The sequence below is a fragment of the Streptomyces achromogenes subsp. achromogenes genome, assembly GCF_000720835.1.
GTDB lineage: Bacteria > Actinomycetota > Actinomycetes > Streptomycetales > Streptomycetaceae > Streptomyces > Streptomyces achromogenes.
In genome coordinates this window covers 91,996-114,046 of sequence record NZ_JODT01000026.1, presented here as the reverse complement: position 1 = coordinate 114,046, position 22,051 = coordinate 91,996, and the positions used below count along the sequence as shown (strand labels likewise).

At 72.1% G+C, this 22,051-nt stretch carries 14 protein-coding genes, 1 tRNA gene and 1 pseudogene; 4 read left to right on the top strand and 12 right to left on the bottom strand.

Annotated features, from left to right (window positions below):
- A pseudogene (locus tag IH25_RS0125765) lies at nt 1-348 on the top strand (serine/threonine protein kinase); the annotation flags it as partial.
- 31 nt (nt 349-379) lie between these two features.
- Here the strand turns inward: IH25_RS0125765 and IH25_RS0125760 are convergent.
- Both IH25_RS0125760 and IH25_RS41945 read right to left on the bottom strand, forming a co-directional pair.
- On the bottom strand, nt 380-1,690 hold the full coding sequence (locus tag IH25_RS0125760; RefSeq protein ID WP_030615208.1) for a hypothetical protein: 1,311 nt from the start codon (nt 1,688-1,690) through the stop codon (nt 380-382).
- A gap of 302 nt (nt 1,691-1,992) precedes the next feature.
- Nucleotides 1,993-2,121: a DLW-39 family protein gene (locus IH25_RS41945; protein WP_003999697.1), complete on the bottom strand. Its 129-nt coding sequence runs from the start codon at nt 2,119-2,121 to the stop codon at nt 1,993-1,995.
- Nucleotides 2,122-2,471: 350 nt separating this feature from the next.
- On the opposite strand from IH25_RS41945, the gene IH25_RS0125750 reads away from it, so the two are divergent.
- Nucleotides 2,472-2,870: a DUF6344 domain-containing protein gene (locus IH25_RS0125750; protein ID WP_245172879.1), complete on the top strand. Its 399-nt coding sequence runs from the start codon at nt 2,472-2,474 to the stop codon at nt 2,868-2,870.
- Between the two features lie 187 nt (nt 2,871-3,057).
- Complete coding sequence (locus tag IH25_RS0125745; RefSeq protein WP_245172878.1) at nt 3,058-3,849, top strand: glycosyltransferase; 792 nt, start codon at nt 3,058-3,060, stop codon at nt 3,847-3,849.
- Nucleotides 3,850-3,865: 16 nt separating this feature from the next.
- Here IH25_RS0125745 and IH25_RS37795 read toward each other — a convergent pair whose 3' ends face one another.
- Entirely contained in the window at nt 3,866-4,141 is a 276-nt protein-coding gene (locus tag IH25_RS37795) for a ferredoxin (RefSeq protein WP_037655596.1), read from the bottom strand.
- A 539-nt stretch (nt 4,142-4,680) separates the two neighbouring features.
- Between IH25_RS37795 and IH25_RS0125735 the strand changes: the two genes are divergently transcribed.
- Complete coding sequence (locus IH25_RS0125735; protein WP_030615192.1) at nt 4,681-8,772, top strand: WD40 repeat domain-containing protein; 4,092 nt, start codon at nt 4,681-4,683, stop codon at nt 8,770-8,772.
- A 183-nt stretch (nt 8,773-8,955) separates the two neighbouring features.
- Here the strand turns inward: IH25_RS0125735 and IH25_RS0125730 are convergent.
- The 9 genes from IH25_RS0125730 to dnaA form a co-directional block, all read right to left on the bottom strand.
- A tRNA-Ile gene (locus IH25_RS0125730) sits at nt 8,956-9,032 on the bottom strand.
- Nucleotides 9,033-9,143: 111 nt separating this feature from the next.
- Nucleotides 9,144-9,863, bottom strand: coding sequence for a DUF3566 domain-containing protein (locus IH25_RS0125725; protein WP_030615189.1), 720 nt, complete (start codon nt 9,861-9,863; stop codon nt 9,144-9,146).
- A gap of 18 nt (nt 9,864-9,881) precedes the next feature.
- The gene (gyrA, locus tag IH25_RS0125720; protein WP_030615186.1) at nt 9,882-12,476 is read right to left on the bottom strand and encodes a DNA gyrase subunit A; all 2,595 of its coding nucleotides are present in this window, start codon (nt 12,474-12,476) and stop codon (nt 9,882-9,884) included.
- A gap of 42 nt (nt 12,477-12,518) precedes the next feature.
- Nucleotides 12,519-14,600: a DNA topoisomerase (ATP-hydrolyzing) subunit B gene (gyrB, locus tag IH25_RS0125715; RefSeq protein ID WP_030615183.1), complete on the bottom strand. Its 2,082-nt coding sequence runs from the start codon at nt 14,598-14,600 to the stop codon at nt 12,519-12,521.
- Between the two features lie 374 nt (nt 14,601-14,974).
- Entirely contained in the window at nt 14,975-15,553 is a 579-nt protein-coding gene (locus tag IH25_RS0125710) for a DUF721 domain-containing protein (protein WP_030615180.1), read from the bottom strand.
- Nucleotides 15,550-16,671: a DNA replication/repair protein RecF gene (recF, locus tag IH25_RS0125705; RefSeq protein WP_030615177.1), complete on the bottom strand. Its 1,122-nt coding sequence runs from the start codon at nt 16,669-16,671 to the stop codon at nt 15,550-15,552. The genes IH25_RS0125710 and recF overlap by 4 nt, the downstream gene beginning before the upstream one ends.
- Before the next feature lie 35 nt (nt 16,672-16,706).
- Nucleotides 16,707-17,582, bottom strand: coding sequence for a phosphogluconate dehydrogenase (NAD(+)-dependent, decarboxylating) (gene gnd / locus IH25_RS0125700; RefSeq protein ID WP_030615174.1), 876 nt, complete (start codon nt 17,580-17,582; stop codon nt 16,707-16,709).
- Between the two features lie 241 nt (nt 17,583-17,823).
- Nucleotides 17,824-18,954, bottom strand: a complete 1,131-nt coding sequence (dnaN, locus tag IH25_RS0125695; protein ID WP_030615171.1) for a DNA polymerase III subunit beta — start codon at nt 18,952-18,954, stop codon at nt 17,824-17,826.
- A gap of 1,181 nt (nt 18,955-20,135) precedes the next feature.
- The gene (gene dnaA / locus IH25_RS0125690) at nt 20,136-22,034 is read right to left on the bottom strand and encodes a chromosomal replication initiator protein DnaA (RefSeq protein WP_078844400.1); all 1,899 of its coding nucleotides are present in this window, start codon (nt 22,032-22,034) and stop codon (nt 20,136-20,138) included.
- Nucleotides 22,035-22,051: the final 17 nt, after the last annotated feature.

The following is a 22,051-nucleotide window of genomic DNA, read 5'->3' as shown; positions in this document are numbered from 1 at the left end:
CCCCCCCCGCCCCAGCGGCCCCCGGACCCGACCCCCGACGCCCGCCCCCTGCCGCCCACACCCGCACCCGCACCCCCGCCTCCGGTCCAGGTACCGGTCCCCCCGCCGGCCCCGCCCGCCGACACGACCACCGCCGCCTACACCGCCCGCGCCCCGCACCCGGCACCGCCCGCCCCTCCCCTCCCGGCACCCGCGACCGCGTCCGCACCCGCGCCCGCGCCCGGCCGGCGCCACCGGGCGCGGCGCGCGCCGAGGCGTCCGGGCCCGCCCGCGAAGGCCGTGATCCCCCTCCTGCTGCTGGCGCTCGTCTGCTACGCCGTGGGCTTCTGGGCCCTGACCCGACTCTGACCCGGCTCTGCCAAGGCGACCGGTCCCGCCGTCACCGTTTCCGGGTGTCCGCCCGCCGGGCCGCCACCGTCCAGCCGCCGAGGACCAGCAACAGCGCGGTCCCCGAGCCGATCCCCCCGACGGCGACCAGCCGCATCACCCCGTCACCGCCGCCGTCCCCGGCCCCCTGCCCCCCGGCGGCCCCGGTGACCGCGTCCCCGAGGCCCCCGCTCAGCGCGGCGGCACGGTCGGCTTCGCTGATCGTGAAGACGTCCTCGGGCACGGGCCCGCCGTCGTACCCGGGACCCGCGTGCGCCCGCCCGTCCACCCGCACCCGCAGGGTCACCTCGTACGGCCCCGGCCCGAACGGCTCGGCCAGCCGGGTGCTGAGGTGCACGACGAGGTAGTAGTCACCGGCGAACCGTACGGAGGTCACCCCGGCCGGTACCGCGTACCGGTTGGCGTACTCCACCGGCGGCAGCGGGGCGAGCGCGGTGGGCTTGGCGGTGCCGGTGTAGCCGGCGGAGGTGTCGTCGACGGCGCCGCGGACGGGGTTGTAGAGGGAGAGGGTCAGGGCCCCGCCGACGTAGCCGTGGCCCTGGGCGCCGCCCAGCTCGGCGGAGGCGTGCAGCCGCCGGCCCCAGTCCAGCGGGACCTTGTAGAACCGGGTCTCGCCGGGGGTGAGCGCCGTGTGCCAGACGCCCTGGCCCACGGTCCGCGCGGTCGCGAACCCGGAGCCGCCCGAGCGTTCGCGGGGCCGGCCGGAGGGCGGCTCGGGACTGGCCGAGTCCCCGTCGGGCGGCGGGGTCGTGGAGCCGGCCCGGACCAGGCCCGGTTCCGTGACGGGCGCGATCTCCAGGTCCCACCCCCCGGCTCCGGCCGTCGCGTCCGGGCGCCCGCTGTCGAGGCGCTCGACGAGCAGGTAGTACGTGCCGCCGCCCTGGCACAGCGCCTTGCCGGTCTCGCGCTGCCCCAGGGCCGTGACCGGGCGCGGGCTGATCCCGGCGCCGAAGCGCGCGGAGGCGTAGGAGCAGGAGGTGCCGTTCGCGTTCCGGAGCGAGACGCGGATGCCGTCGGTGGCGGAGACGACGGCGTCGGAGGGCGGTACGGCGGTGACGGGGACGTACGCCGTCTCCGCGGCGGTGAGCCGGAGACGGTAATACAGCCTCCCGGCGCGGGGGAGCGAGCTGCGGTAGGTGTGGCGGGCGTCCAGCTCGACGGCGCTCGCGGTGTCCGGCGCGCCCACGACGGTACGGGCGCCGGGCGTGAAGGCGTAGGCGCCCCCGGCCCGCGTACCGGCTCCCTCGGCGCGCGCGCCGGCCGTCGGACCGACGAGGGACCACAGTCCCAGCAGCAGCACCACCGCGCACCGGGCGGCGTTCCCGCACCCCCGCGACGTACCCCCTCGGCCCCGCACGCACCACACCCCCACTCGTCGGTCCACCGCACCGCGTCGCGCGCTCCATCCTGCCCCGGCCCGCCCTGCGCCATCCGGGCAACGCGTACACCCGTCCGAAACGTCCGGCGCCCGCCGCACCAGGCCCCGCCCCGGCTACCCCGGCCCGCGGACCCCCGCAACCCGGGACGCCCCCGGACAACGCAGAACCCCGGCCGCTCGGGCGACCGGGGTCTGTACAGATCAGGTATCGGCTTCGACAGGGGGACTCACGAACCCGTGGGCACGGAGTCGGTCGCCTCCGTCCACAGGTCCTGCTCGGCGCGATCCGCCTGGATCTGGCGGTACACGAGGAGCCCGCCGATGGCGGCCAGTGCGACCAGGAGCAGCTTCTTCACCGCGCGACCTCGTCTTTCCTTGACGTAGGGGACCTCTGGCGCCCGACTATACACACCGCCCGATATCGGTCGGTGACCTGCGTCGGCGCTCAACTCCCGCACCCGGCGGCGCAGTAGGCGGGGCGGGATACCGCTCCGGCCGGAGCGTGACCGGGCCCCCACGGACCGTCACTTTGCTCCCCTTTTGATCTCACTCATCGCCTTTTAGGGGGCTTTCTCCCTCCTTGCGTCCATCCGAGTGGTGTTCATCGGAACATCGACGCGCCACGGGCGTCGGTCCACCACATCGCGACCCTCATACACATCATGAACAAAGTACGCAAATCGCCCAACCCGAAAGTGAGGGGATCATGGCCCGGACCAAGGTCATGAAGATGTGGACCGCCATCGTCACCGCCTTCCTCGCGCTGTGCACGGCGCTCGGACTCGTCTCCGCCGGCGCCGCCCCCGCCACCGCCGCCCCGGCCGGACCCCGGACCGAGAGCGCCGACACCGGCACCGCGCACCGCACGCTCCCGACGATCCCGGTGACACATCCCTGGGCCTGGTCCCACGCCAGGGCCCTGCCCCCCACGATGAAGCAGCGGATCCGGGCCGAGGCCCACGGAAAGTCCCCCAGCTGCCGGCACCGGCCGCCGGCCGAGACCCAGCAGAGCGAGACGGAACTCCAGCAGCAGACCCGGCCCCGGACCCGGGCCGAGGAACAGGCCCAGAGCCCCGACCACGCCCCGGCGGCGCTCGACTGCTGAGCCCCCGCCCCGCCGCAGTACCGCAACGTCTCGACAACAAGGCGACTTGCGTACGCACCAGTCGACACGGAAGACCCCCGGCCGCCCCGGCCGGGGGTCTCGCGCTGTTTCCGGGACCCGCCGGGTGCCCGGACCCGTCGTACGCCATGCTGGCAGCGACCACAGGCTCCGACCGCACGGAAAGGTGGTGAGCGCTGCCGTGAGCCGGCGCGTCACCGTAGTCACCGCTGTCCACGGCCCGTCCGCCCGGTTCCTGCCGGACGCGTACGCGTCCCTGTGCGCGCAGCGGCTGCCCGCCGGCTGGGACTGGGAGTGGGTCGTCCAGGAGGACGGGACGACGGACCAGGTCCGCCCGTACGTCCCGGACGACGCGCGGGTGTCCTTCCGCCAGGGCCGGCCGGGCGGTCCCGGCGTGGCCCGGACCATCGCGCTGTCCCGCGCCGAAGGCGCCTTCGTCAAGGTGCTGGACGCCGACGACCGGCTCACCCCGGGCGCGCTCGCCCGCGACCTGGCCGTGCTGGAGGCGCGCCCCGCCGTCGGCTGGACGACCTCCGGCGTGCTGGACCTGCTGCCCGACGGCAGCACGGCCGGCTTCCCCGGCGATCCCGACGAGGGCCCGCTGGAGCGCGGCACCGTCCTCGAGCACTGGAAGCGGAACGACTTCCGCCTGCCGGTCCATCCGGCGACCCTGTGCGTACGGCGCGAACTGCTGCTCGCGCTCGGCGGCTGGATGGCGCTGCCGGCCTCCGAGGACACCGGGCTGCTGCTGGCGCTGGACGCGGTGAGCCGCGGCTGGTTCACGGCGCGGGCCGGTCTGCTGTACCGCAAGTGGGACGGGCAGGTCACGGGCCAGGCGGCCCATGTCGACCCCGCCGAGCGGGCGGCCCGTACGACGGTCGCCGAGGCCCGGGCCCGGGCGCTCGCCGGCCTCGGCTGGACCTGGCCGCCGACGGCACCCGCACCTCCCGCGTCCGCCTAGCGACCGGCGCCCCGCGCTACTCCGGCGCCCGCGTGACGTCCCGCTCGCCGGGCCCGCCGGTCCGCTCCCCTGGCGCGGCGGCCGGTTCCCTCAGCTCCCTCAGCGCGATGGCCTGCGAGGGGCACTTCTCGGCCGCCTCCAGGACCGCCTCCCGTATCCGCGGATCCCCGACGGCCCGGACGGCCGCGGGGCGCACCACGCCGTAGCCGTCCTCGAACGCGAACACGTCCGGTGCCCGGTGCGCGCACTCGGCCGAGCCGTAGCACAGGGCGCGGTCGACGGAGACCTCCATACGTCCTCCAGCCGTCGGCGGTGACCTTCGCTACGTCACTGCCCGCCGGACCGCCCTCCCAACCGGCCCGGAAAACCGACCGGTCGCTCCGGACCACCGCCCCGGCCCCATGGCCGGGCCCACCGTATGGATCGACCGATTCCGTTTCCGCTTCCCGCCCGCCCGGCACCGGTCCCTCCCCTCGCGGGGACCGGTGCCGAACGGTGCGGGAACGTCGACCCACGCCATGTCGGCGCGGCGCGGGCCGAAGTGCGAGGACGGGTTCCGGGGCGCTCGCGGGCTCATCCGCCCGGGCGCGGCACAGGGTGGCCGAATTTGACCGAGAACATTCGGCGCCATGGGCCGTCTCTGCGAGCACCGGGCCGGTGGCCTGTCCGGACGGTGTGTGACGAGTCAGCTACCGGGTTCGGATCCTGCCATTTGTCGTCACCGGAGAGGAGGTTCCGGACCGCGATCCACCCCTTAACCGCAGGTCAGACGTATAGGGTGAGTTTTCCGGTCCGGACGTCCGACACGCGGGGGAAGTAAGGGGTGGAACCTTGAGTTCCGACTCAGGGGCACGCACAGCCTTCGCCGAGCGGCTCGCGCTGCTCTACAAGGAGGCCGGAAATCCTCCCCTCAAAAGCGTCGCCCAGGCGGTCGTACGGCTCCAGCGGGTCGACGAGCGCGGCCGGCCCGTACGGGTGTCCGCGCAGCGGATCAGCGACTGGCGGCGGGCCCGGAACGTACCGGCCCAGTTCACGGCCCTCGCGGCGGTCCTGCACATCCTGATCCCGGAGGCCCGGCGGCTGCGGCCCACCCCCGTCTCGGCCGGCCTGTACGACCTCGCCCACTGGCAGCGGCTGTGGGAGCTGGCCCTGGCCGGCCCCGCCGCCGACCGGGCCGCGCCGCCCGCGCAGGAGAACCGGCGGCCACCGGCCCAGGCGCCCCCGGTCGCCGGCGGCGTGTGCCCGTACCGGGGGCTGGCGCCGTACCGGCGCGAGGACGCCCGCTGGTTCTTCGGCCGGGAGCGCAGCACGAAGGCCCTCGTCGCCCAGCTCCGCGCGGCCGAGCGGTCCGGCGGCCTGGTCATGCTGGTCGGCGCCTCCGGCGCGGGGAAGTCGTCCCTGCTCAACGCCGGCCTCGTCCCCGCGATCCGGGACGGCGCCCTGCACGACGGCACGGCTGCGGACCCACCGGACCCGTCCGCCACCGACGACTCCCCCGAACCCGCCGAGGCCCCGGCCGCCCCCGGCCCCGTCCTCCAGCTCGTCCCCGGCGCCGATCCGCTGGGCGAGCTGGTCCGCCGGGTCCCCGAACTGGCCGCCGTCGCCGCCGAGGCCCGCCGGGCCGAGCGGGAGGCGGCGCGGAACCCGTCGCTGCCGGGCAGCGACGCCCCGTACGTCACCCGGGCCGTGCGCGCGGCGGTCGCGGCCTGGGCCCGCCGGACGTTCGCCCCGGGCACCCGGCCGGTCGTCATCGTGGACCAGTTCGAGGAGGCGTTCACCCTCTGCGCCGACGAGGCGGACCGGCGCTCCTTCATCCAGTTCCTGCACGCCGCCTGCACCCCGCCGGCCGGTTCCGCCGAGCCCGCGCCCGTCCGGGTCGTCCTCGGCATACGGGCCGACTTCTACGAGCAGTGCCTCGGCTACCCGGACCTGGCCGACGCGCTCCAGCACCGGCACATGGTGCTCGGCCCGCTGACCAGCACCGAGCTGCGCGAGGCGGTGACCGGGCCGGCCAAGGCGGTGGGCCTGGAACTGGAGCCGGGGCTCACCGAGCTGATCGTGCGCGAGGTGAGCGCCGACGGCCCGCGCGGGGCGCACGACGCGGGCGTGCTCCCCCTGCTGTCACACGCCCTGCTGGCCACCTGGCAGCGCCGCAAGGCGGGAAAGCTGACGCTGGCCGGCTACCGCGCGGCCGGCGGCATCCAGGGCGCGGTCGCGGCGACCGCCGAACGCGCCTGGTCCGGCCTGGACCCGGCGGCCCGGACCGCCGCCCGCCTGCTGCTGCTGCGGCTGGTCCGGCTGGGCGAGGACACCCAGGCCACCCGGCGGCGCGGCACCCGCCGGCAGCTGGCCGAGGAGTCGGCGGACCCCGGCAAGACGGAGGAGTCGCTGGAGGCCCTGGTGCGGGCCCGGCTGGTGACCCTGGACGCGGACACCGTGGAGATCACCCACGAGGCGCTGCTGCACGCCTGGCCCCGGCTGCGGCACTGGATCGACGAGGGCCGCGGCGACCATCTGCTGCGCCAGCGGCTGGAGGAGGACGGCCGGGCCTGGGAGGACTCGGGCCGGGACAGCTCGCTGCTGTACCGGGGTTCGCGGCTGGAGCAGGCCCGCAGCTGGGCCCGGTCGGCCGGGGACACCTATCTGACCCGCAGCGCGATGGAGTTCCTGGCCGCCTCGGTACGGCTGCGCAAGCGGACGGTGTGGCTCAGCCGGGCCGCGGTCGCCGCGCTGGTGGTGCTGGCCGTGCTGGCCGCCGGTTCCGCCGTGATCGCCTGGAAGCAGCGCGACGACGCCGTGTTCGAGCAGGTCCTCGCCGAGGCCGACCGGGTCCAGCACACCGACCCGTCCCTGGCCGCCCAGCTCGACCTGGTCGCGCACCAGTTGCGCCCCGGCGACGAGGGCACGTACAGCCGCCTGCTGTCGATCGTGAACGCGCCGCTGGCCACCCCGCTGTCCGGGCACACCGGCGCGGTCTACCTCACCTCCTTCAGCCCGGACGGCCGCACCCTGGCCACGGCCGGCTACGACCACACGGTCCGGCTGTGGAACGTCACCGACCCGAACCGCCCGGCCCCGCTCGGCAAGCCGCTCACCGGCCACACCAGCTGGGTGAGCAGCGCCGTGTTCAGCCCGGACGGCCGCACCCTGGCCTCGGCCGGCGACGACGGCACGATCCGGCTGTGGAACGTCGCCGACCCCGCGCACCCCGTGCCGCTCGGCGATCCGCTCACCGGCCACCGGGGCACCATCTACCTGGTGGCGTTCAGCCCGGACGGCCGCACCCTGGCCTCGGCCGGGGAAGACCACACGGTACGGCTGTGGGAGGTGGCCGACCCGCGCCGCCCGAAGCCGCTCAGGACGCTGCGCGGACACACCGCCGCGGTGCGCTGCGTGACCTTCTCCCCGGACGGACGCACCCTCGCCACCGGCGGCGACGACAACTCGATCCGCCTGTGGAACGTGGCCGACCCGCGCCGGCCGGAGCCGCTGAAGACCCTGCACGGACACACGGACGTGGTGCACTCGGTGGCCTTCGGCCCCGACGGGCACACCCTGGCCAGCGGCAGCGCGGACGACACCATCCGGCTGTGGGACGTACGCCGGCCCGGCCGCGCGACGGCGCTCGGCTCCCCGCTGACGGGCCACACCGGGCCGATCTGGTCGGTGGCGTTCAGCCCCGACGGGGGCCGGCTGGCCGCCGCGAGCGCGGACAGCACGGCCAGCCTGTGGAACGTCACCGACCCCGCGTCCCCCTCCCAGCTCGGCGAGCCGCTCGCGGGCAGCAGCGGGGAGATGTACGCCCTGGGGTTCCGCCCGGACGGCCGTACCCTCGCCACCGGCAGCGGGGACGGCAAGGTGCGGCTGTGGTCGGTCCCGACCTCGGACATGGTCGGCCGCGGCGGGGCGTTCCGGCGGGACGGCCGGGTGCTGGCCACCGCCGCCCGGGACGGCCGGCTGCGGCTGTGGAACGTGACCCGGCCCGGCCGGCCCGAGCTGCTGGGCAAGCCGTTCATGCGGGCCGACGGCGACCAGCGCTCCATGGTGTTCTCACCCGACGGCCGCGTCCTGGCCGTCCTCACCGGTGCCCGCACGGTGCACCTGTGGGACGTCTCCGACCCCGCCCGCCCGGTCGCCGCGGGTCCGCCGCTGGCCCTGCGGACCCGCTTCATGGGCCCGGACGCCCTCGCCTACAGCCCGGACGGGCGCACCCTGGCCACCGCCTACGACGACCGCACCGTCCAGCTCTGGGACGTCACCGACCCCGCGCACGCGGTACCGCTCGGCAGGCCGCTCACCGGCCACCGGGGCTATGTCAACGCGCTCGCCTTCAGCCCCGACGGGCGCACCCTGGCCAGCGGCAGCGCGGACAGCGAGATCCGGCTGTGGAACGTCACCGACCCGGCGCACACCGTCCCCCTGGGCTCCCCGCTGGCCGAGCACACGGGCCCGGTGAACTCGCTGGCCTACAGCGCCGACGGCCACACCCTGGCCAGCGGCAGCGATGACGACACCGTCCGCCTGTGGAACCTCACCGACCCCGCGCACGCCGAGCCGCTCGGCAGGCCGCTGACCGGCCACACCGAGGCGGTGACGTCCCTGACCTTCAGCACCGACGGCCACACCCTGGCCAGCGGCGGCAACGACAACACCGTCCGCCTGTGGAACGTCACCGACCCGGCCAGGGCGACCCCGATCGGCCAGTCCATGAGCCCCAACGCCAAGACCGGCCACTTCCTCTCCTTCAGCCCCAACAGCCACGTCCTCGGCGTCTCCAGCGGCACCGACACGGTCCGCCTGTGGAGCCTGGACGCGGACACGGCGATCCGCCACATCTGCTCGGTCACCCGCGGCGTCCTGACGAAGCAGCGCTGGCAGGAGTACCTGCCCCGCCTCTCCTACGACCCCCCGTGCGGTCGATGATCGGCCAACCTGCCTGATTTCCCCCGCACTTGGCCCCACACAACCGACAACCTTGTTACCCTTGGCCATAGCCCGATCGCTGGTGCATCCCCCGTCGCCAGCGGTCGGGCCTTTTGCTTCCTCACCGAAAACCACCCACACACGCAGAAGACCCCCGGCCCATAGGACCGGGGGTCTTCTCGCTGGTGGGGCTAACAGGATTTGAACCTGTGGCCTCATCCTTATCAGGGATGCGCTCTAACCAACTGAGCTATAGCCCCGCCGCGCTGTGCGGTGTGTGTCCCGCGCGCTGACTCCTGAAGATTAGCGCACGACACCGTCAGTCCCAAAATCGGTTGCCGGGGGCCGTCAGGACGTCGCCGGCCGGCGCGTCACTCGTCCTCCGCGAGGGTCAGCTCGATGCCGCCCACGAAGCCCGCGGAGAGGTTGTAGATGAACGCGCCGAGCGTCGCCAGCGCGGTCGCCAGGACCACGTCGATGACCGCGATGACCGACGTGAACGTCAGGACGTGCGGAAGGGACAGGAACGCCTGGAGGTCGAAGCCGTTGGCCTCGTTGGAGCCGGTCGCCTCCGAGATCGTGCCGCCGACCGTGGAGAACACGCCCATCGCGTCCATCACCATCCACAGCACCGCCGAGGCGACGATCGTGCAGATGCCGAACGCGATGGACAGCAGGAAGCTGACCTTCATCACCGACCACGGATCCGCCTTGGCCACCCGCAGCCGTGCCTTACGGGTGCGCGGCGCCGTCGGCCGCATCCCCGTGCGCGGCTTGCGCACCGCGCCCTGCGCCGGATAGGCCTGCGGCGGGTGGTACGGACCGCCGGACTGCTCCGGGTGCCGCTCGCCGGGCAGCGGCGACGCCGCCCGTGCCTCGCCGGCCGCGGCCGGGCCTCGGGTGTCCGTCACCGTTCCCCCCTGGGGTCCAGACGTACGGGAGGAGTCCGCCTCGGGCCCCTTCACCGGCTTCAGGTTGGTCGTGTGCGGGTCGCTCGCACCCGCCGCGCGCGCGGCGGAGCCACGGCCGCCGCCGTCCGTTTCCGTACCCGTGGAGGTACCGGCCGATCCGGCGCCCGTGGCTCCGCTCACGCTGACTCACTCCTCGTGCTACTCGGCCGAGGGTGCCTCACCCTCGTCCGTGCCGGTGGTCGCGGCACCTTCCGCGGGCTCGTCCACGGCCACGTCGCCGTCGACTTCCTCCGCCTCGCGCCCCGCCTCGGCGTTACGTGCGATACCGACCACGGCATCGCGCTTGCCCAGGTTGATCAGTTGGACGCCCATGGTGTCACGGCCCGTCTCCCTGACCTCGCTGACTCGCGTACGAATCACACCGCCGGAGAGGGTGATCGCGAGGATCTCGTCGTGTTCCTCGACAATCAGCGCGCCGACGAGCGAACCGCGGTCCTCCACGATCTTGGCGGCCTTGATGCCGAGGCCGCCGCGACCCTGGACGCGGTACTCGTCGACGGCGGTCCGCTTCGCGTACCCACCGTCGGTGGCAGTGAACACGAACGTACCGGGTCGGACGACATTCATCGAGAGAAGCTCGTCGCCCTCGCGGAAACTCATCCCCTTGACACCGGAGGTGGCGCGGCCCATCGGGCGCAGGGACTCGTCCGAAGCGGTGAACCGGATCGACTGCGCCTTCTTGCTGACCAGGAGCAGATCGTCCTCGGCGGAGACCAGCTCGGCGCCGATCAGCTCGTCGTCGCTGCCGTCCTCGCGCTCACGCAGGTTGATCGCGATGACACCGCCGGAGCGGGGCGAGTCGTAATCCTTCAGTGGCGTCTTCTTGACCAGACCGGACTTGGTCGCGAGGACCAGGTACGGCGCCGCCTCGTAGTCCCGGATCGCGAGGATCTCCGCGATCGCCTCGTCCGGCTGGAAGGCCAGCAGGTTCGCCACGTGCTGGCCGCGCGCGTCCCGGCCGGCCTCGGGCAGCTCGTACGCCTTCGCCCGGTACACCCGGCCCTTGTTGGTGAAGAACAGCAGCCAGTGGTGCGTGGTGGAGACGAAGAAGTGGTCGACGATGTCGTCTTCCTTCAGCTTCGTGCCGCGCACGCCCTTGCCGCCGCGCTTCTGCGCCCGGTAGTCGTCCGTCTTGGTCCGCTTGACGTAACCGCCGCGCGTGACGGTGACGACGATGTCCTCCTCGGCGATCAGGTCCTCGATGGACATGTCGCCCTCGTACGGGATCAGCTTGGTCTGGCGGTCGTCGCCGTACTTCTCGACGATCGCGGCCAGCTCCTCGCTGACGATCCCGCGCTGGCGGACCGGCGAGGCCAGGATCTGGTTGTACTCGTTGATCTTCGCCTGGAGTTCGTCGTGCTCCTGGACGATCTTCTGCCGCTCCAGGGCCGCCAGGCGCCGCAGCTGCATCTCCAGGATCGCGTTGGCCTGGATCTCGTCGATCTCCAGCAGGTCCATCAGGCCGCCGCGCGCGATCTCGACCGTCTCGCTGCGCCGGATCAGCGCGATGACCTCGTCGATGGCGTCCAGGGCCTTCAGCAGGCCGCGCAGGATGTGCGCCCGCTCCTCGGCCTTGCGCAGCCGGAACTTCGTCCGGCGGACGATGACCTCGATCTGGTGCGTCACCCAGTGCCGGATGAACGCGTCCAGCGACAGCGTGCGCGGCACGCCGTCCACCAGCGCCAGCATGTTGGCGCCGAAGTTCGTCTGGAGGTCGGTGTGCTTGTACAGGTTGTTCAGCACGACCTTGGCGACCGCGTCCCGCTTGAGGACGATCACCAGGCGCTGGCCGGTACGGGAGCTCGTCTCGTCGCGGACGTCCGCGATGCCGCCGATCTTGCCGTCCTTCACCAGGTCGGCGATCTTCTGCGCCAGGTTGTCCGGGTTCACCTGGTACGGCAGCTCGGTGACCACCAGGCACTGCCGGCCCTGGATCTCCTCGACCTCGACCACCGCGCGCATCGTGATGGAGCCGCGCCCGGTGCGGTACGCCTCCTCGATGCCCTTGCGGCCCACGACCAGGGCGCCGGTCGGGAAGTCCGGGCCCTTGATGCGCTCCATGAGCGCGTCCAGCAGTTCCTCGTGGGAGACCTCGGGGTTCTCCAGGTACCACTGGGCGCCGGCCGCGACCTCGCGCAGGTTGTGCGGCGGGATGTTGGTGGCCATGCCGACCGCGATACCGGCCGAGCCGTTGATCAGCAGGTTCGGGAAGCGGGCCGGCAGGACGGTCGGCTCCTGGGAGCGGCCGTCGTAGTTGTCCGTGAAGTCGACGGTCTCCTCGTCGATGTCCCGGACCATCTCCATCGACAGCGGCGCCATCTTGCACTCGGTGTAGCGCATGGCCGCCGCCGGGTCGTTGCCCGGGGAGCCGAAGTTGCCGTTGGAGTCCACCAGCGGCATCCGCATCGACCACGGCTGGGCGAGGCGCACCAGGGCGTCGTAGATCGAGGAGTCGCCGTGCGGGTGGTAGTTGCCCATGACGTCGCCGACGACACGGGCGCACTTGTAGAAGCCGCGCTCGGGGCGGTAGCCGCCGTCGTACATCGCGTACAGCACACGGCGGTGGACGGGCTTGAGACCGTCCCGGACGTCCGGCAGCGCGCGGGAGACGATGACGGACATCGCGTAGTCGAGGTACGAGCGCTGCATCTCCGTCTCGAGCCCGACGGGCTCGACACGCATCACGAGTTCGCCGCCCTCTTCCGGGGTGACGGGAGTGTTCTCGTCGGCCATTGCTGGTGAAGATCCTTCCTGGTGCGGTCAGCTGAGACCGACTCAGATGTCGAGGAAGCGGACGTCCTTGGCGTTGCGCTGGATGAACTGGCGGCGGGCCTCCACGTCCTCGCCCATGAGGACCGAGAACAGGTCGTCGGCCTGGGCGGCGTCGTCCAGGGTGACCTGGCCGAGGACCCGGTGCTCCTGGTCCATGGTGGTCACGCGCAGCTCCTCGGCGTTCATCTCGCCGAGGCCCTTGAAGCGCTGGATGGAGTCCTCGCGCACGCGCTTGCCGCGCTGGCGGCCCATCTCGATCAGCGCGTCGCGCTCGCGGTCCGAGTAGGCGTACTCCACGTCGTCCCGGCCCCACTTGATCTTGTACAGCGGCGGGCGGGACAGGTACACGTGCCCGGCCTCGACCAGCGGCCGCATGAAGCGGAACAGGAAGGTCAGCAGCAGGGTGGAGATGTGCTGGCCGTCGACGTCGGCGTCCGCCATCAGGATGATCTTGTGGTAGCGGAGCTTCTCGATGTCGAAGTCCTCGTGCACACCCGTGCCGAAGGCCGAGATCAGCGCCTGGATCTCCTGGTTCTGCAGGATCTTGTCGATCCGCGCCTTCTCCACGTTCAGGATCTTGCCGCGGATCGGGAGGATCGCCTGGTACTGCGGGTTGCGGCCGGACTTGGCCGAGCCGCCGGCGGAGTCGCCCTCGACGATGAAGATCTCGCACTTGGCCGGGTCGTTGGACTGGCAGTCGGCCAGCTTGCCCGGCAGCGACGCCGTCTCCAGCAGGCCCTTGCGGCGGGTCAGGTCACGCGCCTTGCGGGCCGCCACGCGCGCGGTGGCCGCCTGGATGCCCTTGCGGATGATGTCCGCGGCCTCGACCGGGTTGCGGTCCAGCCAGTCGTTGAGGTGTTCGTAGACCGCCTTCTGCACGAAGGTCTTGGCCTCCGTGTTGCCCAGCTTGGTCTTCGTCTGGCCCTCGAACTGCGGCTCGCTCAGCTTGACCGAGATGATCGCGGTCAGACCCTCGCGGATGTCGTCACCGGTGAGGTTGTCGTCCTTCTCGCGCAGCAGCTTCTTGTCGCGCGCGTACTTGTTGATCAGGCTGGTCAGGGCCGCGCGGAAGCCCTCTTCGTGGGTGCCGCCCTCGTGGGTGTGGATGATGTTCGCGAAGGAGTAGACGCCCTCGCTGTAGCCGCTGTTCCACTGCATGGCGACTTCGAGGGACAGGCTCTTGTCCTTGTCCTCGGCCTCCAGCGAGACGACCGTCGGGTGCACCGCGTCGCCCTTGCGGGAGTTGAGGTACTTCACGAAGTCGACGATGCCGCCCTCGTAGTGGTACGTGACGGTCTTGACCTCGGCCTTCTCGTCGGCGCCCGCCTCGTCCGCGCCGCTGGTGGCCTTGGCCGACTCGCGCTCGTCGGTGAGCCGGATCGTCAGGCCCTTGTTGAGGAACGCCATCTCCTGGAAGCGCCGGGACAGCGTCTCGAAGGAGTACTCGGTGGTCTCGAAGATCTCCGGGTCGGCCCAGAAGGTGACCGACGTACCGGTCTCCTCGGTCGCCTCGTGCTGGACCAGCGGGGCCGTCGGCACGCCCATCTTGTAGTCCTGCGTCCAGCGGTGCCCGTCGGTCTTCACCTCGACGGCGACCTTCGTGGACAGCGCGTTCACCACGGACACGCCCACACCGTGCAGACCACCGGAGACGGCGTAGCCGCCGCCGCCGAACTTGCCGCCCGCGTGCAGCACGGTCAGCACGACCTCGACGGCCGGCTTGCCCTCGGAGGGCACGATGCCCACCGGGATGCCACGGCCGTTGTCGACGACGCGCACACCGCCGTCGGCCAGGATCGTCACGTCGATGGTGTCCGCGTAGCCGGCCAGCGCCTCGTCGACCGAGTTGTCGACGACCTCGTACACCAGGTGGTGCAGACCGCGCTCGCCCGTGGAGCCGATGTACATGCCGGGCCGCTTGCGGACCGCGTCCAGCCCTTCGAGCACGGTGATGGCGCTGGCGTCGTACGAGGCTGAGGCCGCGCCGGACTCGGTGGCCTCGCCGTTGACGCCGGCGTCGGTGGACGGGATGTTCTCGTTGGGGTTGCCGGAATCGGCCACGAAGCGCCCTTTCTGGCACAGCACGAGCCGGGCTCGTCGGCAGGTTGCCGGAGCGGCTGCGGCATGTTGCGTTGGTAAGCCTTGATCAGCGTTGCTCAGCTTTTCCCGGGCGGTCCCCACGTTGGGGCGGGATTGTCTTCCAGTCTACCGGTAGCACTGACATCGATGGGGGTTTGCGGGCACCTGAGCTCCCATGTGCCGCCCTGAACCGGTCTCGGGCGGGTCCCGATATACGGATGGGGGCTCCAAGGGGCTCACAGCGGCACTCAGCGCTTCGCGCCGTCAACCCGTGGCTACTGGCGGGTCAGAAGGCCATCCGGGGACGATCCGGACGCCGTCCCCACCGCCTCGTACGGCTACGGCGGCCTTCTCCCGCACCCTCGCGGACGTGAGGTACGTCACCCGTACGTATCGCCGGGACCGGTGCTGCCGGGCGCCCGCAGCGGGCCGTAGCGGCGGGCCGGGCCGCCGGGGTTGAGCACCTTGATCACGCGTACGCTGCCCTGCCCCAGATCCTGGTTGAGGCGGGCCACCAGCGCGGGCGCGAGGTGCCGCAGCTGGGTCGCCCAGGCCGTGGAGTCGCAGGCCACGACCAGCACCCGCTCGTCCTCGTCGTACCGCTGCGGCACACAGTGCTTGGCCAGGTCCTCGCCGACGATCTGCGGCCAGCGGCCCATCACCCCGCCGACCGCGGCGGGCGTCTCCCAGCCGCGCTCGGTGATCAGCCGGTTGATCGCGGCCCCCAGCTTCAGCGGGTCGCGCCCGTCGGCGTGGGCACCGGAGCGCAGACCGCCGCCGCGCCGGGCCTGCTTCTTCTGCCGTGCCGCGTCCCCCCGCGCGCGTGCCTGCTCCTTCGCGGCGCGCAACGCCACGCGCGCGAGGTCGACACCGGAGGGCTCCTTGGCGTTCGCCGCCTTCGGGGAGCCGGGGGCCTTCGGGGTGTTCGGGGTGGCCGGGGCGGGGTCGTCGGGGTTCATACGCGCTCCACCGTCCCGCCGGCCACCGCGTACCGGGCGCCGGCCAGCACATGGGGTACGTCGTCGTCCACGGCGGCGGTGACCAGCACCTGCTCGCCGGGGGCGACCAGTTCCGCCAGCCGTTCCCGGCGGCGGGCGTCCAGTTCCGCGAAGACGTCGTCCAGGATCAGCACCGGCTCGTTGCCCTCCGCGCGCAGCAGGTCGTAGGAGGCCAGCCGCAGGGCGAGGGCGTAGGACCAGGACTCGCCGTGCGAGGCGTAGCCCTTGGCGGGCAGCTGTCCCAGTTTCAGCACCAGGTCGTCCCGGTGCGGACCGACCAGGGTGACGCCCCGCTCGATCTCCTGCTTGCGCGCCTCGGCGAGAGCCGCCGTCAGCTGCTCGTACAGCTCCTCGCGGGTGTGAGCCTCGCCCGGCGCCGACGGCTTGTACTCCAGCGCGACCGGGCCGCCGCCGGGGGCCAGCTGTTCATAGGCCTTGTCGGCCAGCGGTCGCAGGGCGGCGATCAGGTCGAGCCGCTGGACGAGCACCTCGGCGCCCGCGCGCGCGAGGTGCTGGTCCCATACGTCGAGCGTGGACAGGTCCATGGACCGCCCCCCGTGCCGGCGGGCGAGAGCGGCCGACTTCAGCAGGGTGTTGCGCTGCTTGAGCACCCGCTCGTAGTCGGAGCGCACGCCCGCCATCCGCGGCGAGCGCGCGGTGACCAGCTCGTCGAGGAACCGCCGCCGCTCACCCGGGTCGCCCTTGACGAGGGCGAGGTCCTCGGGCGCGAACAGCACGGTCCGTACGATCCCCAGCACGTCCCGCGGTCTGACCTGCGAGGACCGGTTGATGCGGGCGCGGTTGGCCCGGCCCGGGTTCAGCTCCAGCTCGATCAGCTGCTGCCGGTCGCCCTGGCGGACCTGGGCCCGTACGATCGCCCGCTCGGCGCCCATGCGCACCAACGGCGCGTCGGAGGCGACCCGGTGGCTGCCGAGCGTGGCCAGATAGCCGATCGCCTCCACCAGGTTGGTCTTGCCCTGCCCGTTGGGGCCGACGAAGGCGGTGACGCCCGGGTCGAGCGGGACCTCGGCCCGGGCGTACGAGCGGAAGTCGGCCAGCGAAAGATGCGTGACGTGCATGGTCGTCCCGCCGACCTCCCTGCTTGTGCTGCGGCTTACTTCTTCTCTACGGCGTGGCCGCCGAACTGGTTGCGCAGCGCGGCGATCATCTTCATCTGCGGCGAGTCCTCCTGCCGGGAGGCGAATCGCGCGAACAGCGAGGCGGTGATCGCCGGCAGCGGCACGGCGTTGTCGATGGCCGCCTCCACCGTCCAGCGTCCCTCACCGGAGTCCTGTGCGTAACCGCGCAGGGCATCCAGGTGCTCGTCCTCGTCGAGGGCGTTGACGGCGAGGTCCAGCAGCCAGGAGCGGATGACCGTGCCCTCCTGCCAGGAGCGGAAGACCTCGCGGACGTTCTCCACGGAGTCGACCTTCTCCAGCAGCTCCCAGCCCTCGGCGTAGGCCTGCATCATGGCGTACTCGATGCCGTTGTGGACCATCTTCGCGAAGTGGCCCGCGCCGACCTTGCCCGCGTGCACCGAGCCGAAGTCGCCCTCCGGCTTCAGGGCGTCGAAGACCGGCTGCACCTTGGCGACGTGCTCCGCGTCGCCGCCGTACATCAGCGCGTACCCGTTCTCCAGGCCCCACACGCCGCCGGAGACACCGCAGTCGACGAAGCCTATGCCCTTGGCGGCCAGCTCCTCGGCGTGCCGCTCGTCGTCGGTCCAGCGGGAGTTGCCGCCGTCCACGACCACGTCGCCGGGCTCGAGCAGCTCGGCGAGCCGGTCGATGGTCGACTGGGTGGCCTCGCCCGCCGGGACCATCACCCAGACCACGCGCGGGCCGCTGAGCTTGCCCACAAGTTCTTCCAGGCTGTGGACATCCGCGACGTCCGCGTTGCGGTCGTACCCGATGACGGTGTGGCCCGCGCGGCGGATCCGCTCGCGCATGTTGCCGCCCATCTTGCCGAGGCCGACGAGACCGAGCTCCATCAGTTGTGTTCCTTAGGTCGCTGTGTGGCGTGAGAGGCACCGAGGTGCCGAGCCGAGCCTAAACCCGGACGCTCACGCACAGCTGTGGGCATACGCGCTCATGCGAGACACGCGCTGACCTGCGGAAACGTGGCCGCGAGCGGTCGTGGGCCATCCCGCGAGCGGGAGTCCGCCGCACCCACCGGCCACGGTGCCGGACATCCACAGGGACGCCCGGCGCCGTGCACACCTGTGGAAAACGTCAGCCGCTGAGCCGGACCGGCATGATCAGGTACTTGTACGCGTCGTCGGCCTCGGCGTCCACCGCCGGCTTCCCGCTGAGCAGCGCCGGCTTCGTGGACGTGGTGAACGACAGCTGCGCCACCGGCGAGTCGATCGCGCTCAGGCCGTCCAGCAGGAACGTCGGGTTGAAGGCGATCGAGATGTCGTCGCCCTCCAGCTGGGCGTCGACCCTTTCCACAGCCTGTGCGTCGTCGCTGGACCCGGCCTCCAGGATCAGCACGCCCTGCTCGAAGCTCAGCCGCACCGGGGTGTTCCGCTCGGCGACCAGGGCCACACGCTTGACCGCCTCCACGAACGGCGCGGTCTCGATCACGGCGACGGAGTTGAACTCGGTCGGGAACAGCGTCCGGTACTTGGGCAGGTCGCCCTCCAGCAGACGCGTGGTCGTACGCCGGCCCGCGCCCTCGAAGCCGATCAGGCCCTCGCCGGCACCGGCACCGGCGAGCGCCAGCGTGACGCTGTCCCCGGCACCGAGCGACTTGGCGGTGTCCAGCAGCGTCTTGGCCGGGACCAGGGCGACGGCGGAGGCGTCCGGGTTCTCCGGCTTCCACAGGAACTCGCGGACCGCGAAGCGGTAGCGGTCGGTGGAGGCCAGGGTGACCGTGTCGCCCTCGATCTCGATGCGCACACCGGTGAGCACCGGCAGCGTGTCGTCACGGCCGGCGGCGATGGCCACCTGGGAGACGGCCGCGGCGAAGACCTCGCCGGGGACAGTGCCGGTCGCGTTCGGCATCTGCGGCAGGGCCGGGTACTCCTCCACAGGCAGGGTGTGGAGGGTGAACCGGGAAGTGCCGCAGACCACGGTCGCCCGTACACCGTCTGTGGAAATCTCCACCGGCCGGTTGGGCAGGGCGCGCGAGATGTCGGCGAGCAGCCGGCCGGAGACCAGGACGGTGCCCTCCTCCTCGACCTCCGCCTCGACGTTCACCCGTGCGGAGACCTCGTAGTCGAAGCTCGACAGACTCAGCTGGCCGTCCTCGGCCTTGAGCAGCAGGCCGGCGAGGACAGGCGCCGGCGGACGGGCCGGGAGGCTGCGTGCCGCCCAGGCCACTGCCTCCGCGAGTACGTCGCGTTCCACCCGGATCTTCACCGTAAGCCGCCTCCTGCTGTTGCTACTGAGTCCTCCGACTCGGTGTCACCGCCCTCTGTGACGGGAAGGACACCGGGGACCAGTCTGACGCACGGCACTGACAGTAGGTGCCCGTCGGGGTCAAGTCGGTCCGAGCGGCAGCCGGGCGCGAGAGGGCGAGTTGTGCACAGCCCCCGCTTCAAAACGATTGCCGAGCTCTCTCTAGTCGGGAGTAGTAGTAGGGCCTGTGGATACGGTGGATAACCACGTTTGCCCAGCTCAGCGCGGGTTTTTTATCCACCGACCCTGTGGGTGGAGCCGGTGGACAACCAGGGCCCTCTGTGGAGAACGGAAAGTTCTGCACACACCGCCCACAGGCTGAGGGCAGTTCTCCCCAGCTGTGTCCCCAGGAATACCCAGGTTTCCCACAACCCAATCCGGCAGCTTCCTGTGACGCCTTTCACTCGACCCGGTGAGCGGGGGCGTCGGGTTGCCGAACAGTGGACAGCCATGTGGAGAAGCCCGGATTTGCTGGGGACAACCGCCCCCAGCCTGTGGGGCACCGGTGGAAAACGCGACGCACGCCCTGGGGACGACGTAGTTATCCACAGTCTGTGGAGATCGTTCGTCCACGAATCCACAGGCCCTTGAGCTGGGGGGATGTCCTGGACCCAGCCTCCCTGTGGACGCAGTTCGGGACAACTTCGCGGTCCCCAGTCTGTGGACGGAAGAAAGTCGCCGAATCTGTGGAGGAAGGCCGTAACCAGGCAGGTAATCGAACAAGGGATGACGGGGAGGAAACGGCTCACGGCACCGAATCCGGCGCCTCGGACCCCGCTGAGGCAGCCGGAAGGGGGTCCGAGGCGCCGCTGAAGCGTGTTCGGAGAGGCTCATGGAGGGGCGTCGGGAGGATGGCGGAGGGATGGCGGGGGATCCGGAGGGGGCACGGAGGGCCGTCCGAGGGGGTCGGGTGGGTGCCACCGCGCGCGGACGTCCTCGGCTTCGGAACCGGCCGGTGCGCGCCTCAGGGGGCTCAATGGGGCCTCAGCGCCTCAGTACGTCAGCGCTTCGGCGCTTCGGCGCTTCAGTGGCCTCAGTGGGGCTCGGTGGGCTTGATGCGGCCTCCGTGGGCCGGGAACGCCGGAGGGCGCCCCGGAGGCGTGTGTGCCCCGGGGCGCCCTCCGCGCCCGCGTACGGCCGGCTCAGCCGTTCTTGATGCGGTTGGTCAGCTCGGTGACCTGGTTGTAGATCGAGCGCCGCTCGGCCATCAGCGCGCGGATCTTGCGGTCGGCGTGCATCACGGTCGTGTGGTCCCGCCCGCCGAACTGCGCGCCGATCTTCGGCAGCGACAGGTCCGTCAGCTCGCGGCACAGGTACATCGCGATCTGCCGCGCGGTCACCAGCGCGCGCCCGCGCGACGTGCCGCACAGGTCCTCCACCGTCAGCCCGAAGTAGTCCGCGGTGGCCGCCATGATCGCCGTGGCGGTGATCTCCGGCGCGCTGTCCTCGCCGCCGGGGATGAGGTCCTTCAGGACGATCTCGGTCAGGCCCAGGTCCACCGGCTGCCGGTTGAGCGACGCGAACGCCGTCACCCGGATCAGCGCGCCCTCCAGCTCACGGATGTTCCGCGAGATCCGGGAGGCGATGAACTCCAGCACCTCCGGCGGCGCGTTCAGCTGCTCCTGGACCGCCTTCTTGCGCAGGATCGCGATCCGCGTCTCCAGCTCGGGCGGCTGGACGTCGGTGATCAGGCCCCACTCGAAGCGGTTGCGCAGCCGGTCCTCCAGCGTGACCAGCTGCTTGGGCGGCCGGTCGCTGGAGAGCACGATCTGCTTGTTGGCGTTGTGGAGCGTGTTGAAGGTGTGGAAGAACTCCTCCTGCGTCGACTCCTTGTCCGCGAGGAACTGGATGTCGTCGACGAGCAGGATGTCCATCTCGCGGTAGCGCTTGCGGAAGCTGTCGCCCTTGCCGTCGCGGATGGAGTTGATGAACTCGTTGGTGAACTCCTCCGAGCTGACGTACCGCACCCGCGTGCCCGGGTACAGGCTGCGCGCGTAGTGCCCGATGGCGTGCAGCAGGTGCGTCTTGCCGAGCCCGGACTCCCCGTAGATGAACAGGGGGTTGTACGCCTTCGCCGGCGCCTCGGCGACCGCGACCGCCGCCGCGTGCGCGAAGCGGTTGGAGGCGCCGATCACGAAGGTGTCGAACAGGTACTTGGGGTTCAGCCGCGCGGTCGGCTCGCCGGGGCCGCTCGCCGGCGCGGGCTGCGCGGCCAGCGGGCCGGGAGCCCCGGTGGAGGACCCGTCCGGACGGCCGGGGCCGCCGCGGTGCGCCGCCGGATCGGACAGCTCACGGCGGACCGGGTCGCGCTGGTCGTACTCGGTACGGGACGGCTCGTACTCGCCCCGCGCGGAGTCGTACTCGCCGCGCTGCTGCTCGTACGGCGGCCGGTCCCCACCCTGCGGGCGGTAGTCCTGGGACGGCGCGCCGTACGCGTCCGCGCCGGAGCCGTAGCCGTCCTGGGAGGACGGCGAGGCGTACGGGTCCCGCTCGGGGAAGCCGAGCCGGGGCTGCTGCCAGGCGTAGTCGTCCTGCCCGGAGCGCGGCCAGGCGCCGGGCTCGGGCCGCTGGTACTCGGACGGGTAGACCGGGCGGACCGTGGGGAGCTGGTCGGGGCGGCCGGCCGGGGGCTGCTCGGATCGCTGCTCGCCCGGGCGCTCGCCGCCGCGGGACCGGCCGTAGCCCTCGTACGGACCCGAGGGCAGCTCCGGCTCCTCGTAGCGCGGCTTCGCCGGCTGCTGGACGGGAGGCGCCGGGGGTTCGCCCGCGGAGTCGTCCACGGTGATCGCGATCCGGATGGGACGGCCGCACTCCCGGCTCAGGGTCTCGCTGACGACGGGCGCCAGACGCCCCTCGAGGACGCCCTTCGCGAATTCGTTCGGCACGGCGAGAAGGGCGGTGTCCGCGACCAGGGCGAGCGGCTGGCAGCGCCGGATCCAGTGCTCGTCCTTGGCCTCCACGCCCTGTCCACGGCCCTCGCCGAGCAGCTGTTCCAGTACTCGCGGCCACACTGCGGCAAGATCGGCAGGTACGTCAGCCACAGGGCACGCTCTCTCAC

What these genes read in the sequence shown, in the direction of transcription:
- IH25_RS0125750 (WP_245172879.1), top strand. Translation starts at nt 2,472, where the DNA reads ATGGCCCGGACCAAGGTCATGAAGATGTGGACCGCCATCGTCACCGCC.
- gnd (WP_030615174.1), bottom strand. Translation starts at nt 17,582, where the DNA reads ATGGAGCTCGGTCTCGTCGGCCTCGGCAAGATGGGCGGCAACATGCGC.
- IH25_RS37795 (WP_037655596.1), bottom strand. Translation starts at nt 4,141, where the DNA reads ATGGAGGTCTCCGTCGACCGCGCCCTGTGCTACGGCTCGGCCGAGTGC.
- gyrA (WP_030615186.1), bottom strand. Translation starts at nt 12,476, where the DNA reads ATGGCCGACGAGAACACTCCCGTCACCCCGGAAGAGGGCGGCGAACTC.
- IH25_RS0125710 (WP_030615180.1), bottom strand. Translation starts at nt 15,553, where the DNA reads ATGAACCCCGACGACCCCGCCCCGGCCACCCCGAACACCCCGAAGGCC.
- recF (WP_030615177.1), bottom strand. Translation starts at nt 16,671, where the DNA reads ATGCACGTCACGCATCTTTCGCTGGCCGACTTCCGCTCGTACGCCCGG.